This is a genomic window from Desulfosarcina sp. (assembly GCF_033791525.1).
Taxonomy (GTDB): Bacteria; Desulfobacterota; Desulfobacteria; order Desulfobacterales; family Desulfosarcinaceae; genus Desulfosarcina.
This window is the reverse complement of sequence record NZ_JASJGN010000306.1, coordinates 1-17100: the sequence shown is the minus strand read 5'-3', so window position 1 is coordinate 17100 and position 17100 is coordinate 1. Positions and strand designations below refer to the sequence as shown.

Annotated in this window: 14 protein-coding genes; all 14 read left to right on the top strand. The window is 58.0% G+C overall.

The window, feature by feature from the left end; genetic code table 11:
• The coding region (locus tag QNK41_RS15420) for a hypothetical protein (protein WP_319258455.1) at positions 1–312 on the top strand (312 nt) is incomplete at its 5' end.
• Between the two features lie 379 nt (positions 313–691).
• Complete coding sequence (locus tag QNK41_RS15415) at positions 692–1351, top strand: TetR/AcrR family transcriptional regulator (RefSeq protein ID WP_319258453.1); 660 nt, start codon at positions 692–694, stop codon at positions 1349–1351.
• 95 nt (positions 1352–1446) lie between these two features.
• Positions 1447–3567, top strand: coding sequence for an SDR family oxidoreductase (locus tag QNK41_RS15410; protein ID WP_319258451.1), 2121 nt, complete (start codon positions 1447–1449; stop codon positions 3565–3567).
• Between the two features lie 150 nt (positions 3568–3717).
• Positions 3718–6090, top strand: a complete 2373-nt coding sequence (locus tag QNK41_RS15405) for an SDR family NAD(P)-dependent oxidoreductase (RefSeq protein ID WP_319258449.1) — start codon at positions 3718–3720, stop codon at positions 6088–6090.
• A 10-nt stretch (positions 6091–6100) separates the two neighbouring features.
• A complete protein-coding gene (locus QNK41_RS15400) occupies positions 6101–7309 on the top strand; it encodes an acetyl-CoA acetyltransferase (RefSeq protein WP_319258447.1) in 1209 nt (402 codons plus the stop codon).
• 79 nt (positions 7310–7388) lie between these two features.
• A complete protein-coding gene (locus QNK41_RS15395) occupies positions 7389–8531 on the top strand; it encodes an acyl-CoA dehydrogenase family protein (protein ID WP_319258445.1) in 1143 nt (380 codons plus the stop codon).
• 240 nt (positions 8532–8771) lie between these two features.
• Positions 8772–9908 (top strand): CaiB/BaiF CoA-transferase family protein, encoded by a 1137-nt coding sequence (locus QNK41_RS15390; RefSeq protein ID WP_319258443.1) that lies wholly within the window; start codon positions 8772–8774, stop codon positions 9906–9908.
• 111 nt (positions 9909–10019) lie between these two features.
• Complete coding sequence (locus tag QNK41_RS15385; protein ID WP_319258441.1) at positions 10020–10679, top strand: metallophosphoesterase family protein; 660 nt, start codon at positions 10020–10022, stop codon at positions 10677–10679.
• A gap of 566 nt (positions 10680–11245) precedes the next feature.
• Complete coding sequence (locus QNK41_RS15380) at positions 11246–12295, top strand: TRAP transporter substrate-binding protein (protein WP_319258439.1); 1050 nt, start codon at positions 11246–11248, stop codon at positions 12293–12295.
• A 285-nt stretch (positions 12296–12580) separates the two neighbouring features.
• Positions 12581–13090 (top strand): TRAP transporter small permease subunit, encoded by a 510-nt coding sequence (locus QNK41_RS15375; RefSeq protein WP_319258437.1) that lies wholly within the window; start codon positions 12581–12583, stop codon positions 13088–13090.
• 1 nt (position 13091) lies between these two features.
• Positions 13092–14414, top strand: a complete 1323-nt coding sequence (locus QNK41_RS15370; protein WP_319258435.1) for a TRAP transporter large permease — start codon at positions 13092–13094, stop codon at positions 14412–14414.
• 14 nt (positions 14415–14428) lie between these two features.
• Positions 14429–14722: a EutN/CcmL family microcompartment protein gene (locus QNK41_RS15365; RefSeq protein ID WP_319258433.1), complete on the top strand. Its 294-nt coding sequence runs from the start codon at positions 14429–14431 to the stop codon at positions 14720–14722.
• 165 nt (positions 14723–14887) lie between these two features.
• On the top strand, positions 14888–16366 hold the full coding sequence (locus tag QNK41_RS15360) for an ethanolamine ammonia-lyase reactivating factor EutA (RefSeq protein ID WP_319258431.1): 1479 nt from the start codon (positions 14888–14890) through the stop codon (positions 16364–16366).
• Between the two features lie 69 nt (positions 16367–16435).
• A partial coding sequence (gene eutB, locus QNK41_RS15355; protein WP_319258429.1) for an ethanolamine ammonia-lyase subunit EutB occupies positions 16436–17100 on the top strand: 665 nt, incomplete at its 3' end.

Here is a 17100-nt window from a genome sequence, read left to right as displayed (position 1 = left end):
GGAGGAAACGGTATGAACGGGATCCTGAAACGCGTGATCGTCCTGCTGACCGCCATGGCATTGGTTGCTGTTCCCTGCATGACCTGCTTTGCTGAGGGGCTAGAACAGGATGATGATATAATTGCCGGGAAAATGGCCGGTGATGCCTTGGTTGTCAGGCCTTTGGGAATTGCTGCCACGGTGATCGGAGGAGTGATTTTTGTCGTATCCCTGCCGTTCTCCGCCATAGGCGGCAACACCAAAGCCGCCTATGACTACCTGCTGGCAGATCCTTTCAAGTTCACCTTCAACAGACCGCTGGGTGAATTCTAACCATTGACGGATTCGTAAAAAATCCGATATCTGCGTTACGCTTCATCCTTCGTCACTGCGGCGTATCGTAAGTACGCTGCCTACGGCACCCGCGATAGCGGTATTCTCAGGATGGAACATGAATGTTCGCCGTAAGGATCTTGATCGGTTTTACATTCGCTCTCTTAAGCTCGCTTTCGCGGCCCGCAATCCTTGATCTCGGGCTTTTTACGAATCCGTCGGAAATACGACTTTTTACGGGGTAATCAAGTTTCATTATTCAAAGAAAAATGCCGTTGACAATTCATGACGCCCTGCTTAATAATCCATCAAATGATGGAAACATTAGCTGGGATACTTTTTTTGGGCGCTTCCAAACGCCCGGGAGCCTGATCGTCCCATGCCATCTCCCCTCGAAAAAGCCAGAAAATACCCGGACTCCAACAAGGCCAGGATATTGTCTGCCGCCCGCCGGCTGTTCGGCGAACATGGATTCCAGGGCACCACGACCCGCATGATCGCCAATGCGGTGGGCATCGACATCTCCACCTTGTACTATCACTGGGGAGAGAAGGCCGACCTCTACGAAGCGGTGATCATCGATCTCAACGAGGGAATCGAAGCGCAGTTCAAAATCATCGAGAGACTGGCCAGAGGCAGAAGCCTGGCCGATCGCCTTGACATCGCCATGGATGTCATGTGCGACTATCTTCACGACACCCCCGACGTGTCGAACCTGCTGCTGCTGGGTTATTTCAGCAAATCAAAGACAGAAGTCAGCCTGGACGAAAAGGTGGCCGGCCACATCGCCAACATTGCCATCGCCATGGGCCTGGCCATCGACAAGCAGCACGTAACCCTCCAGGCCAAGGCGCGGATCATGACCCTGTGGAACGCCGTGCTCAACTTTATTTTCGGCGAGAGCTTCTTCCGCCCTATCCTGGGAGTGGACAAAACCGCCTACCTGGATGTGGTTAAAGAAACACTCAAGTTTCTGCTGATTCCAGCCTTTACAGGCAGATCTGGCGACAATGGGTCAAAACTACCCGAAAACCGGTAAAAAAATGAGCGGCGACGCTCATTGCCACACGGGCCATTAACAGGCTGTAAAAAACCTGACGGATCCAATTACTTTACATGCAAGGAGGGACCACCATGGCGCTGAACATGGATGCCATCGGTAAACCCATCGGCCCCATGACTCGGGACTACACTTGGAAGGATGCAGTCCTGTATGCGCTGGGGGTCGGTGCGGGGTTTTCCGAACTGGACTACTGCTATGAAAAAGACCTGAAAGTCATCCCCAGCTTCGCCATTGCCATGATCTTCGATTTTTTCTTCAAGACGGCCACCGCTTCGGGCATAAACCTGGCGGGTATCCTCCACGGGGAGCAGGAATTGATCTTCCACAACCCCATCCCTACCCAGGGAACCCTGATCACCACGGGCAGGATCGTGGACCACTACGACAAGGGGGCGGACAAGGGCGCGCTGGTCGTGGCCCAAAGTGACAGCGTCTTGGCCAACGGGAAAATACTCTTCACCAGCACCATTACCATTTTCGCGCGCCTGGACGGCGGCTTCGGCGGCAAGGACCGCCACAAGCCCCCCGTAGAATTTCCCGACCGCGAGCCCGATTTCGTGGTCGAGGCGTCCCCCTCACCGGATCAGCCCCTGCTCTACCGGCTTTCGGGAGACATCTTCCACCTTCACGTGGATCCCGAATTTGCCAGGATGTCCGGGTTCGACATGCCCATCATGCACGGGCTGTGCACCCACGGGTTTGCCTGCCGGGCCCTGATCGCCTCCCTGGTGCCGGGCCATCCCGAGCGGGTTCGCCGACTGGCCTGCCGTTTTTCAAAGACGCTGTACCCGGGCGTTCCCATCAAGACCATGATCTGGAAAACCGCCGCGGGCACGGCGGTCTGGCGCACCGTCAATGCCGAAAACGGCCAGACCGTCATCGACAACGGTGAATTCGAATACGGAGACATCCCCAAAGACGAGATCCGTTTCGACGATCGGGTGGCCATTATCACCGGCGCCGGCGCGGGCCTGGGACGGGTCTATGCCCGCGAGTTGGCCCGGCGGGGCGCCCGGGTGGTGGTCAACGACCGGGGTGGCAGCCGGGACGGGGACGGGGACGGCTCAACTTCGCCGGCGGATCGCGTCGTCGAAGAGATCCGGGCTGCCGGCGGGGATGCCGTGGCCAGCTATGACAACGTGGCCACTGCCGACGGGGGCGCCAACATCGTCCAATCCGCCCTGGACGCCTTCGGCAGCGTGGACATCCTGATCAACAACGCCGGCATCCTGCGCGACAAGAGTTTCGTGAAAATGGCGCCGGAAGCCTGGCAGGCGGTTCTGAACGTCCATCTGAAGGGGGCCTACAACGTCACCCGGCCGGCCTTTGCCGTGATGAAGGAGAAGGGCTACGGGCGCATTATCATGACCACCTCGGCGGCCGGGCTCTACGGCAACTTCGGCCAGGCCAACTACGCGGCGGCCAAGATGGGCCTGGTGGGGATGATGAACACCTTGAAGCTGGAGGGGGAAAAATACGGCATCAAGGTCAACACGGTGGCCCCCCTCGCCGCCTCCCGACTCACCCAAGACGTGATGCCGCCGGAATTGTTTGAAAGATCCAAACCCGAATTCGTCTCTCCCCTGGTGCTTTTCCTGTGCTCGGACCGATGCCCGGTCAGCGGCAACATCTACAACGCCGGCATGGGCATCTTCAACCGGGCGGCGGTGGTCACCGGCCCGGGCAAGGTGCTGGCCAAAGACGATCAAATACCCACCCCCGAATCGGTCATGACCAACCTGAAGGCCATCTCGGACCTGACCGGTGGCAAGGTCTACCCCAACCTCAACGCCCAGGTGGGCGACGCGCTGATGGCCTTCCAAAAACCGGCAGCAACGGCACCGGCGGGTGAATCGCAAGGTTTTTCTTCGGCCTCGGCCGTGTTCGACGCCATGCCCGGCGCCTTCGTGGCCGATGCGGCCGCCGATGTGAACGCGGTATTCCAGTATGTCATCGCCGGCGCCGGTGAGTGGCACTGCGCCATCGAGGACGGTTCCTGCACAGTGGCCGCCGGCGTCCACGACAGTCCCACCTGCATCCTGAAAATGGCGGACACGGATTTCCTCAAGATGATGAACGGCCAGCTGCCGCCCATGCAGGCTTACACCTCGGGCAAACTGAAGATCGAAGGGGATATAATGAAATCCCAACTCATTGAAAAGTTGTTCAAGTTCAACACATCGAATGTGTAACATCAACCATCCAGTGGTTTCGTATCAGGCCCAAGGTCAAGGCGCCCGAGGCGAAGATGGTGAGGCGACCAATCGGGTCGCCGCAGCCATGTTCGATAAAGGGCAACGCAGAGATTGAGCCTGATACGGAAACACCGCAAAGGAGTAGATATGGTTGGCATCACTTCCTTCGGCGCCTACATTCCCCGACTCCGGCTGGACCGGATGTCCATTTTTCAGAGCATGGGCTGGTTTGCCCCGGCGGTTGTCATGGTGGCCCAGGGCGAGCGATCCATGTGCAACTGGGACGAAGACAGCCTGACCATGGCCGTGGCCGCCGCCAGAGACTGCCTGATCGGCGTGGACAGATCGCAGATCGACGGCCTTTACCTGGCTTCCACCACCCTGCCCTTTGCCGACCGCCAGAATGCCGGCATCGTGGCCACGGCCCTGAATCTGGGAAGCGCTATCCTCACCGCGGATTTCACCGCCTCCCAGAAGGCCGGGACCGGCGCCCTGATCATCGCTCTGGACGCCGTAAAAGGCGGTGACCGGCACCAGGTCCTGGTGGCCGCCGCCGACCGCCGGGAAACCAAAACGGCCTATTTTTACGAAATGTGGTTCGGCGACGGCGCTGCCGCCCTGTGCGTGGGTGACGAACACGTCATCGCCGAATTTCTGGGCAGCCACTCGGTATCCTATGACTTCGTGGACCACTACCGGGCCGCCGGAAATAAATACGACACCATGTGGGAAGAGCGCTGGACCCGCGACGAAGGCTATGCCAAAATCATCCCGGAAGCCGTCAACGGACTGATGGACAAACTGGGCATCACCATGGACGACGTCGACCAGTTGGTGTTTCCCTGCTTCTTCAAGGCCGAACACCGAAAAATTGCTGAGATGCTGGGGGCCGGCAAAGGCAAGCTGGCCGACAACCTGCACGATGTCTGCGGGGAAACCGGAACGGCCCACAGCCTGCTCATGCTCGCCAAGGCTCTTGAGACGGCCAAACCCGGAGACCGGATCCTGGTGGCCGGTTTCGGCCAGGGATGCAACGCCCTGTATTTCAAGGTGACCAAAAATATTCTCGACCTGAAGGAACGCAACAGCGTCAAGGGGTGCCTGGAGAACAAGAAGACCATCGACAATTACCCGAAGTTTCTCACGTTCCGAAATCTGATCCAGACTGAAATGGGCATTCGTGCCGAAGCCCCCGCCCGGACGGCCATGACCGCCCTATGGCGCAAGCGGCAGATGCTGTTGGGGCTGGTGGGCGGACGCTGCGAGGCTTGCGGCACCGCCCAGTTCCCCAAAATGGACATCTGCGTCAACCCGGGATGCGGGGCGCTGCGGACGCAGCAGGATTACGAATTCGCCGACGTTACGGCAACCATCAAGACATTCACCGCGGACCTGCTGGCCGTCTCCGTGGACCCGCCCCACTGCTACGGCATGATCCAGTTCGACGGCGGCGGCCGGTTCATGGCTGATTTCACCGACTGCGCCATGGAAGACCTTGAGGTGGGCCTGCCCATGCGCATGGTCTTCCGCAAACGCAGCCAGAACCAGGAGGGCGGCTTCGTCAACTACTTCTGGAAGGCCACACCGGCGCCCGGCGCAAGGGAACGCATGAACCGGATCCACTTCGATGGCCAGGTCGCCGTCGTCACCGGTGCCGGCGGCGGGCTGGGTCGCGCATACGCCCTTGCGCTGGCCGGTCGGGGCGCCCGCGTGGTGGTCAACGACTTCGGCGGCACCCGCGACGGCGCGGGAAGCGGTGACCGTTCGCCGGCGGACCGGGTGGTGGATGAGATCAGAAGGATGGGCGGCGAGGCCGTGGCCAACTACGACAACGTGGCCACCGTCGAGGGGGGCGGGAACATCGTCAGGAGCGCATTGGACGCCTTCGGCAGCCTGGACATCCTGGTCAACAACGCCGGCATCCTGCGCGACAAGAGCTTCACCAAGATGGAACCGGACGCCTGGGACGCCGTCATGGCAGTGCACCTGGACGGCGCCTACCACGTCACCCGGCCGGCCTTTGCGGTGATGAAGGAAAAAGGATACGGACGGATCGTCATGACCACCTCGGCGGCCGGACTGTACGGCAACTTCGGCCAGACCAGCTATGCGGCAGCCAAGATGGCCCTGGTGGGCTTGATGAACACCTTGAAACTGGAGGGTTCCAAATATGATGTCAGGGTCAACACCGTGGCGCCCCTGGCCGCTTCGCGGCTCACCGAAGACATTCTGCCGCCCGACATGTTCCAGAAAATGAAGCCGGAACTGGTGGCGCCCCTGGTGGTCTACCTGTGCAGCGATCGCTGCAGCGAGACCGGCACCATCTTCAATACGGGCATGGGCTACGTGAACCGGGCGGCCGTCATGACCGGTCCGGGAGCCGCCATCGGCGACCTGGCACACCCGCCCACCCCCGAACAGATCCACGAGAACTGGGACCGCATCAACGCCATGGAGAATGCCAAGCCATTTCCGGACTTGACTTCCGCCCTCATGGACCTGATGACCCCTGCCCCATAAAGGAGGAACCATGGCTACCGGAATCAAGGACAAAGTGGCGATCATCGGCATGGGCTGCACCCGCTTCGGCGAGCGTTGGGACATGGGCGCCGAGGAGCTGATGGTGGAGGCCTTCGAAGCGTGCCTGGCCGATGCGGGTATCGAAAAGAAGGAGATCGATGCCGCCTGGTTCGGATCGTGCCTGGAAGAGATCAACGTGGGCAAGACCGCCATGCCCTTGTCCACCACCCTGCGGCTGCCCATGATCCCGGCGACCCGCGTGGAGAACTACTGCGCAACGGGCACCGAGGCCTTCAGGGGTGCGGTTTACGGCGTGGCATCCGGGGCCTACGACATCTGCCTGGCATTGGGCGTGGAAAAGCTCAAGGACACCGGCTACGGCGGACTGCCCAACTTCGGGTCCAGCGCCGGCACGCTTCTCTGGCAGTGGTGGCCCAACCTGACGGCCCCGGGCGCTTTTGCCCAGCTCGCCAGCGCCTATGCGGCCAAGCACCGGGTCAAGGATCTCGACCTGAAGCGGGCCATGGCCCACGTGTCGGTCAAAAGCCACGACAACGGCCTGCTCAACCCCAAGGCCCATCTGAGAAAAAAGATCAGCGAGGAGCAGGTCATGGCCGCCCCCATCATCGCCCACCCGTTAGGCCTCTTCGACTGCTGCGGGGTCAGCGACGGATCGGCCTGCGCCATCGTCACCACGCCTGAGATTGCCAGGCGTTTGGGCAAGGCGGAGATTGTTTCGGTCAAGGCCCTGCAGCTGGCCCTGAGCTCCGGTGAGGAGATGGGCTACAACGACTGGGACGGCGACCACTTCATGACCACCACCGCGTGCAGCAAAAAGGCCTACGCCGAGGCGGGCATCACCAACCCCCGCGAAGAAATCAGCATGATGGAAGTCCACGACTGCTTCTCCATCACCGAACTGGTCACCTACGAGGACCTGCACATGTCGGCCCGGGGCAATGCCGTGCGCGATGTGATGGACGGCTTCTACGACCTTGACGGCGGCGTGCCCTGCCAGGTGGACGGGGGCCTGAAGTGCTTCGGCCACCCCATCGGCGCGTCGGGCCTGCGCATGCTCTACGAGATGTACCTGCAGCTGCTGGGCCGGGCCGGCGAACGGCAGCTCAAGGCCCCGCGCTTAGGGCTCACCCACAACCTGGGAGGGTTCCCCTTCCAGAACATCTGCAGCATCGCCATCATCGGCAGGTATGGGGATTAAGAGCGCGTTCATTGGGCTTGTTGGGTTAGTTGGGTTCATTGGGTTTGACGTTGACCATAACACCGATTGAGGACCAACCATGGATATTTTGACCTATACCCCGGAACACGACGATTTCAGGCAGCGCCTGAGGATTTTTTGTGAGATCGAAGTCACCCCCCATGTCGACCAGTGGGAGGCCGACGGTATCGTCCCCAAGTCTATCTGGCATAAAATGGGTCAAGGCGGTTTCCTGTGCCCGGCCGTGGACCCGGCGTACGGGGGTCTGGGCGGCGACTTCCGCTACTCGGTGATCGTGGCCGAAGAGCTCGCCCGCACCGCCCACACGGGCCTGGCCGCGGGTCTGCACAGTGACGTGGTGGTTCCCTACATCGACACCTACGGCAGTCAAGCGGTGAAGCGGCGGTACCTTCCCCGCTGCGTCTCCGGCGATTGCATCACGGCGATCGGCATGACCGAACCGGACGCGGGCAGCGACCTGGCCGGCATAAAGACCACGGCTGTGGAGGAAGGTGACACCGTGGTTGTCAACGGCTCCAAGACCTTCATATCCAACGGCATCAACTGCGACCTGCTGGTGTTCGCCGCCAGGGATCCGGCCGTGGAAAACAAGTACGAAGCGATGTCCCTGTATGTGGTCGAAGACGGCACACCGGGTTTCACCCGCGGACGGAAGCTGGACAAGATGGGCTGGCACAGCCAGGACACCGCCGAGCTGTTTTTCAGCAACTGCCGCATCCCCGTAGGCCAACGATTGGGAGAAAAAAGCATGGGCTTTCTCATGCTCATGGAAAAACTCCAGCAGGAGCGCCTGACCTGTGCGGTGGGGGCGGTGTGCGGGGCCGAAGGCATTCTGGCGTGGACCGTTGACTTTTGCCGTAAAACGAACCGGGGCGGCCGCCCGATGTCAACATCCCAGTCGGTCCAGTTCGAACTGGTCGAGATGGCCGCCGACGTGAAGGTCGGCCGCACCTTCGTGGACAAACTGGTGGCCGACCACATCGAGAAGAAGAACATCGTGGTGGAAACCGCCATGGCCAAGTTCTGGACCGCCGACCTGGCCAACCGCACCGCGGATCGTGCCCTGAGCATCCTGGGTGATGCGGGTACCGTCGAGTCCTGCACCCTGGTGCGCGCCTGGCGGGACGTACGTGTCATGTCGATCTTCGCCGGCACCAACGAAATCATGAAGGGTATTGCCGCCAAGTTCATGGGCTTATAAGCCAGAAATGGCTATTTTTCCCGACATCTTCGTTATCCTCCAAATTTTATCCTCGGAATATAACTATATGCACCCCAAGGGCACTTCCTTCAGGGCGCCTGTGGTAAAATTTCTCGGATGCCTTGATCTCGGAAAGAATCCCTCATTTCTGGAAATACGCGGTTAATCCTATTCGCTTAGAGCTTCGACCTTCAACCTTCGACCGTCAACCTTTAACCTTAGACCTTTGAGCGTTCAGCCATGAACCCAACCGGCGCCCTGTCGGGCATCACCGTCATCGACCTGTCCCGGCTGCTGCCGGGACCCTACTGCACCATGATCCTGGCCGACCACGGCGCCCGGGTCATCGCCGTAGAGGCCCCGCGTTATCGGGACCGTGGTGAAACCGTCTTCCCCGTCTACCGCAACAAGTCCCACCTGACCCTGGACCTGAAGTCCGAGGCCGGGCTTCATATTTTCTTCCGGCTGGTAAAAGATGCAGACGTGGTGGTGGAGGGATTCAGGCCGGGCGTGGTGACCCGATTGGGAGTGGATTACCCCGCCGTGTGCCGGGTGAACCCGAAAATCGTCTACTGCTCGATCACCGGCTATGGTCAGACCGGCCCCATGCGCCATGCCGCCGGCCACGATGTCAACTACCTGAGCCGAGCGGGCCTGCTTGACCTGATGGGTGAAAAAGGCCGGACACCAGCCATTCCCGGCGTCCCGGTGGCGGACCTGGTGGGTGGCGGCATGAACGGCGCCCTGGGCATCGTCATGGCCCTGTTCCACCGGGAGCGCTCAGGTACGGGCCAGTATATCGACATCTCCATGACCGACGGCATGCTGGGCATGCTGCCCACGGTGCAATTTTTCCAGGCCCTGTTCGGCACCGATCAGAAACGTGGTGAAACCTTTCTCTCCCATCGCTACGCCTGCTACAACACCTATGAAACGGCTGACGGCCGCTACCTCTCCGTGGGTGCGGTGGAAAATCCCTTCTGGCAGAACCTGTGCCATCACCTGGGAAAACCTGAATACGGGCCGCTGCAGTATGACGACACCCACCGGGAGGAGATCATCGCCGTCATGCGAGAAAAATTCAGGGAAAAATCGCTTTGGGAATGGGAACGCGAATTCGAAGGTCTCGATGTCTGCGTATCACCGATCCGGACCGTTGCTGAAGCCATGCAGGACCCACTGTTCAACATGCGTGAGATGGTGGCCCAATCGGATCAGCCGACACCCGCCCTGGGCGTTCCGGTGAAACTGAACGAAACGCCGGGGGCGGTGCGCACGGCGCCGGTAGCCTTCGGAGAGAACACGGACCGGATCCTCAGGGATTTGGGCTATGACGAGGCAGAAATCAAGGCGCTGCGTGAAAAAGGAGTGGTCTGAGGCTATCCCCGTGAAATCCTCCCTCGCTCCCTGAAGGGAAGGCATCACCACAGGTCGCCCCCCGCCCCTTGAGGGGAGAGGACCGGGGGATCAAAAAGAATCGATCCGCACATGCCAGAAAAAACAAATCAAAAAATAGGCATCATGGCTGACAGTCACGGCGATCCGGAGGCCATCGCCGCAGGTGCCCTTTTCCTGAAACAGCTAGACTGCACAGGCCTATACCACCTGGGTGACATCTGCGACTCCACCTTGTGGAAAACTGCCGATGAATGCGTGGCACAGGTAAGACACCACGGCATTGTCGCCGTCAAAGGCAACAACGACCACACCCTGGCTGCCGATGCCCGGGGGCGGTCAGACGGCGGCATCCGGGCGGCAACCATCGCCTTCCTGGAAAATCTTCCCCTTAGCCTTACCGTCGGCAGCGCAAAGCTGGTTCACTCGCGCCCCTTTGTGCGGCAACTGGGCCTGTCGGCCATGATCGGCGTGATGGGTAGACGCGAAGCCGATAAATTTTTCAGGGAGAACGCGAATGGCCTTCTGTTTCGCGGTCACAGCCACAAACCCGAAATGATCAGCACTGAAGAAAAAGAGATCCGGTTCTCCCCCCTTACCGCGGGGCAGATTGTCGAGTTGTCCGGACACCGACCCTGCATCGTCACCTGCGGCGCCCTGGCTTCAGGTTCTGTCATAGTCTGGAAACCGGGAAACGACCGGCTGGAATGCCACTCTTTTTACGTGAATATTGAGAAAAAGACATTGACTTGAACGGCCGCTAAATTTATAAACATAAACACGCGATAGCGTTCAACGCGTGTTTTTTATTGATCCTATCATCCACCATTGGCAGTACAGCCCATAAAGTGATTGGCACCTGCCCGATCAAAAACGCTGATCAACCATGCAGGACCATCTTACCTCCTCCCCCAGGCCCGGTAATCTTTTTGGCGGGGCCATATGGGGCAGGACGCCCCGAATCAGCCGGCGACGAGCCATGCACCGGAAACACGGATCGATCACTGCCAGCTGATGCATTCGACCTAACGTTAGCCCTTATCACGTTGCGTGCTGTTGCTGCGAGATGTACTGCACATCGTCTCTTTTGTACGTGGGCCCGACGCCCTCCGTAATTGATCAAACGGATTTTATTTTAAGCTCTTTTCTGTAAGGTTTTTCGTTTCTTCTGATCCATCAAACACCTCCATTTGGCATCTGTGCATAGTAATCTTTGGGGTGGCCGCTGAATTAGGAAAACTTTACCAACACTCAGACGGGTATCTCTTTGTTGATTTGGTACGATGTTAACCCAAACCCCACGAAAGGAGTCAGGCCGAATGAAAAGACGTGATTTTATTAAAAAGGCAGGAGTTGGAACCGCGGCCGTTGCAGCCACAGCGATAAACGCACCCTTTGTGCATGCGGCCAAGAAAACGACCATTAAGTGGCGAATGCAAACCTATGCCGGTGCGGCGCTTTCCGAACATGTTTGCAAACCTGCAATCGACGCGTTTAATAAAGCCGCCAACGGAGAGATGGTTATTGAGTTGTACAATGCCGATCAGTTGGTGCCCACTGGAGAGCTATTCAGGGCTATGCAGAAGGGAACGATCGACGCCGTCCAAAGTGACGATGACTCCATTGCGGCGCCTGTAGATGTGTCTGTGTTCGGGGCCTACTTTCCCTTTGCGTCACGCTACTCGTTAGATGTTCCGGTGCTGTTTAACTGGTACGGTCTGAACGAAATCTGGGAGGAGGCTTACTCGGAAATAAAAGGTGTTACCTGGCTGAGCTGCGGGGCCTGGGACCCCTGCAATTTTGCCACCACCAAACCGATCCGAAGCCTGAAAGACCTTAAAGGGCTCAGAGTATTCAGCTTTCCCACCGGGGGCAAGTTCATGCAGCAATTCGGCGTCGTTCCCATGGCTTTACCATGGGAGGACATTGAAATGGCGATTCAGACAGGTGAGTTGGATGGCGTTGCCTGGTCCGGCATCACCGAAGATTACACCGTCGGGTGGGCCGATGTCACCAAGTACTATCTGACCAATCCCATATCCGGCGCCTGGGCGGGCTCCTATTATGCCAACTCCGATTCATGGAATGCCCTGCCGGATCACTTGAAGACAATCTTTCGGCTGTCAATGGACAGCTCACATTACTATAGACAGCACTGGTACTGGTGGGGGGAAGCCCATTACCGCACCAAGGGAGGAAAGCTGGAGCTCACCTCCATCCCGCAAGACGAATGGAAAATCGTAGAAGACGCGGCCCTCAAATTCTGGGACGAAACTGCGAAAAAAAGCCCAAGAAGTGCCAAGGTGGTAAAAATACTTAAAGAATACGCCGAGACCATGAAAGGGGCCGGTCCCCCATACCGATATTGATGGACCACCACTGAATCGTGTTTATGAGACAGCACCTACCCAAAAACGAGGATTGTTTTTCAATATCAAGGCGCTCGATAAATTTTATCCCGGGCGCCCTGAAAGAAGTGCCCTTGGGGTGCATATGGTTGATATTCCGAGGATAAAATTTGGGACATAACGCAGACGTTGAGCGTTTAGACCGTTTCTGGATGGGCACAAGATAGCGGTTGGGCTTCCCTGTCTTCGGCATCGCGCCGTACAGGGAAGATCAACCGCTAATTCTTTTAATGGAAAGGGGCTGAAATGCCTAAGCCAATACAAATCTTCGTGCGGTCTGTTGACGCGGTGAACAAGGTGGTGGGCAAATTCTCAATGTATCTTGTTTTTGCCATGATGGGTATTCTGTTGTTTGAGTCTATATCCAGAACCCTCTTTGATACCCCTCACATATGGGTTGTGGAGTTGGCTCAGTTTACCATGGCTGCCTACTACCTGCTTGGCGGCGGCTACTCCATGCTCTTAAAGGGACATGTTAGAATGGATCTTCTCTATGGCCGCTGGTCGGTTAAAAGACAGGGCCTGGCTGATTCCATTACCACGCCTTTTTTGATCTTCTACTTGGTGTTTCTGCTCATCGGCGCCTATTCCAGCATAGAATATGCGGTCATTTACGGACAAAAAAACCGGTCCGTGTGGGCGCCGTATATGGCGCCCATCAAGATCATTATGGGAACTGGCGTCTTGTTGATGCTGCTGCAGGCAATAGCGACATGGTTCAAGGACCTGGCAAAGGCGAGAGGGGAGAAGATTTAACATGAGCTACGAACTGATTGCGGTGCTGATATTCTCTTCGATGTTGCTCATGCTACTCACCGGTCAACGGGTCTTTGCTGCCATCGGTGGGGTCGCCACGCTTTTCGCTTTATCCCTGTGGGGGAATGGTGCCGCACAGATGCCGTTCAATTCCGCCTTTACCCTGCTGAACTGGTACCCCCTATTGACGTTGCCTTTATTCATCTATATGGGCTATATGTTTTCCGAGTCCGGAATAGCCAGTGATCTCTACAGAATGTTTCATGTCTGGATGGGCCCGGTTCATGGGGGGCTTGCCATCGGAACCATGGGCCTGATGGTCGCCGTATCGGCGATGAATGGATTAAGCGTCGCCGGAATGGCCATTGGCGCCAGTATCGCCATGCCGGAAATGCTCAAACGAAAGTATGACAAGGTCATGGTGACCGGTGTCATCCAGGCAGGCAGTTCTTTAGGGATCATGGTCCCGCCCAGCGTGGTCCTGGTTCTCTATGGAATGATTGCCAGGCAGCCGGTGGGTCAGCTGTGGCTGGCGGGTGTTTTCCCCGGCTTGCTGTTGGCAAGTTTGTTTATTGTTTACATCTATATTAGATGTAAACTTCAGCCCAATTTAGGGCCAGCGCTACCTCTGGATGAACGGCAGATTAGCTGGGGAGAGAAACTTCGGCTGCTCAGGGCCGGGATTATCCCTCTGGTGATTATTTTTTCCATGACAGGGCTGTTCCTGCTGGGCATCACCAGCCTCGTCGAATGTTCAGCGGCGGGAGCAGCCGCAACGACCCTTGCCGCCGTGGTCAGGGGCCGCTTTAACCGGGAAGTGCTGGAAAACACGCTGCGCAATACGCTGAGTGTAAGCTGCATGTTTATGTGGGTCATCTTGGCCGCATTGTGTTTCGGTGCCGTCTTTGATGGTCTTGGTGCCGTACATGCCATCAAATTATTGTTTTTGGACAGGTGGGGACTCAGCCCGTGGGGCGTGCTCATCATGATGCAGTTTTCCTACATCCTGATGGGCATGTTTTTAGACGATACGGCCATGTTGATCATCGTTGCACCACTTTACGTCCCCCTGGTTATCAGCCTGGGCTTCAACCCAATCTGGTATGGTGTGCTTTATACCATCACCTGCCAGATCGCCTACATGACCCCTCCATTTGGCTATAATCTGTTTTTAATGAAGGCCATGGCGCCGCCGGAGGTGTCGCTGATGGATATCTACAACTCCATCGTCCCTTTCGTGCTGGTGATGGTGATCGGCTTGGCCCTGGTCATCATTTTCCCTCAGATAGCCTTGTGGCTGCCTAATTTGTATTTTGGAAAATAAAAAGGATTGATGTTATGCTCATCGCACGGGTAACAGGACTGGTCGTGGCGACCATGAAGCACGAATCGCTGGTCGGCAGCAAGCTTCTGATTGTGCAGGAAACCGACGTCACCGGTAAATCGGTGGGCCAACCCATGGTAGCCGTGGACGCGGTGGATGCCGGCGAAGGAGACCTGGTGCTGGTAACGCAGGGTTCCGGGTCCCGCCAGACGGATATCAGCATTGACCGGCCGGTGGACAATGTCATTATGGCCATCGTCGACACCTTGCAGTCCAACGGAGAGGTTACCTTTCGCAAAGGTCGGTAATATCCATTCCAAAGTGGCATCTTACGGCCCAGCTCTGTGTTATCACGATTTTGAAATCCTCGCCGTAGCGCTGCTACGCCTGCGGTTTCCAAATCGCTGCGGCCTTGATCTGAACCACAATCTATCACTTTGGAATGAACATTGTTAGACGGGAAGCCATTGAGTATGAGCAGAGACAACCGCGAAATTCTCAGCGTTGGGATTGACGTGGGCACCACGACCACGCAGGTTGTTTTTTCCCGATTGACACTATCTGGGGGAACGCTGGGCGGTTCGACGCCGCTGGCCAGATCACCAATAAACCTGTCCCGCATGACTGGCATCGTCGACAAGGAGGTCGTATACCGCAGTGGGATGCATTTAACCCCCCTGGCCGGACCGGATGTCATCGATGCATCCGCCCTTGAACAGATTTTGCGCCATGAGTATCGGCAGGCCGGCATTTTACCCGAACAGGTCGAAACCGGCGCGGTGATCATTACCGGCGAAACCGCCAAAAAAAGAAACGCCGACGTGATCCTGGAGGCGCTCTCAGCGCTGGCCGGAGACTTTGTAGTCACCGTGGCCGGACCGCACCTGGAATCGATGATTTCCGGAAAAGGCTCCGGGGCCGAGACCTTCTCCCGGGAACACTTCGCCACCGTCACCAACGTGGATATCGGTGGTGGATCCGCCAACAGCGCCATTTTCCGCCAGGGCCGCATGATTGCCGCCGCGGCAATGAACTATGGCGGGCGCATACTGGAAATGGACCCGTCCAACGGTCAGATCGGGTATATCGCCGAACCGGCCCGGATCATGATCGATAGTCTGGGGCTCCCGTTTTCGATTGGATTTAAACCGGACCTGGTGCAGTTGCGGAAGTTTACGGATTGTATGGCCGACCTGACCATCGAATTGATCGAGGGGCGATGCAGCCCGCTGGCCCGGCAGCTGATGCTGACCGAACCGTCGCCGGAATCGGGGAAAAACACCACCGTGTTTTTTTCAGGTGGCATCGGGCACTACATCTATGCGCCGATCCCCATCGATTCTCCGGGCGATGTAACCGTGCATGGCGATATCGGGCCCCTGCTGGCGGAATCGATCCGCCTGCACCCCGATCTGGAAGCCTATGACATTCGCAGGCCGCCGGAAACCCTTCAGGCCACGGTGATGGGCGCCAGTTCCCAGACCGTCACCCTGAGCGGCAGCACCATCTGGGCCGAAGACGAGATTCTGCCCATCCGGAATGTACCTGTGGTTCACCCGATATGGCCGCAGATCCCGCCGTCTCGTCAAGAGGTGTCGGCGGCGGCCCGCGATGCGGTAGTCCGATGGGACGTCGAGCCGACCGGCACCCAGTTTGCCATCGCCCTGGAGTTGTCCTGGAATCTCGATTTTCCGTGTTTGACCGCGTTAGCCGGGGGGCTGGCGGATTTCACAACAACCCTTCTGGCAACCGGCCAGCCGCTGATCATCATCATCGAGCACGACTATGCCCGCGTTCTGGGTCAAACCTTGAAGAATCTGATACCCGATCGTCCGTTGCTCGTCATCGACCAGGTGGGTCTCAAGGAAGGCGATTATATCGACATCGGACGCCCGGTACTGGACGGCCGGGCCGTGCCGTTGAGTGTCAAGACGCTGATATTTTACCATTAAGCTGTTGAGGGGATGGTGTAATGCATCGTCCCCGACAACCAATCCGTTCACCATCGAGGAAACGCGTTCATGCTGCTGCGGACCAAACTTTTCGGCAAGACCTTCGAATTCCGAAGCATTCGCGAGCTGATGGGCAAGGCCAACGAGCCCAAATCCGGTGATGAACTGGCCGGTCTGGCCGCTATGTCCATCGCCGAACGGGTGGCCGCCAAGTACGTGCTGGCCGAGGTCAACCTGGAGACGCTGCGGGCCAACCCGGCGGTGCCATATGACAAGGACGACGTCACGCGGGTGATCGACGACGCCGTCAACGAAACGATTTACAACGAGATCAAGGGCTGGACGGTCGGCGAATTCAGGGAATGGCTGCTCGCGGACAAGACCACGGCGGACATGATCCGCCGGGTGAGCAATGCCCTGACCGGTGAAATGGTGGCGGCTGTGACCAAACTCATGTCCAATCTCGACCTGATTTACGCCGCTAAAAAAATCCGGGTCACCTCCCACTGCGTCAATACCGCCGGGCTTCCCGGGACCCTGGCCAGCCGCTGCCAGCCCAACCACCCCGTAGACAGCCCCGAAGGCATTCGTGCGGCCATTTACGAAGGCCTTTCCTACGGTTCCGGTGACAGCGTCATCGGCATCAACCCGGTGGATGACAGCCTGAGCAGTGTGGCGCGGTTGCTCGATATGACCTACGACATCATCGGCACCTGGCAGATCCCCACCCAGAA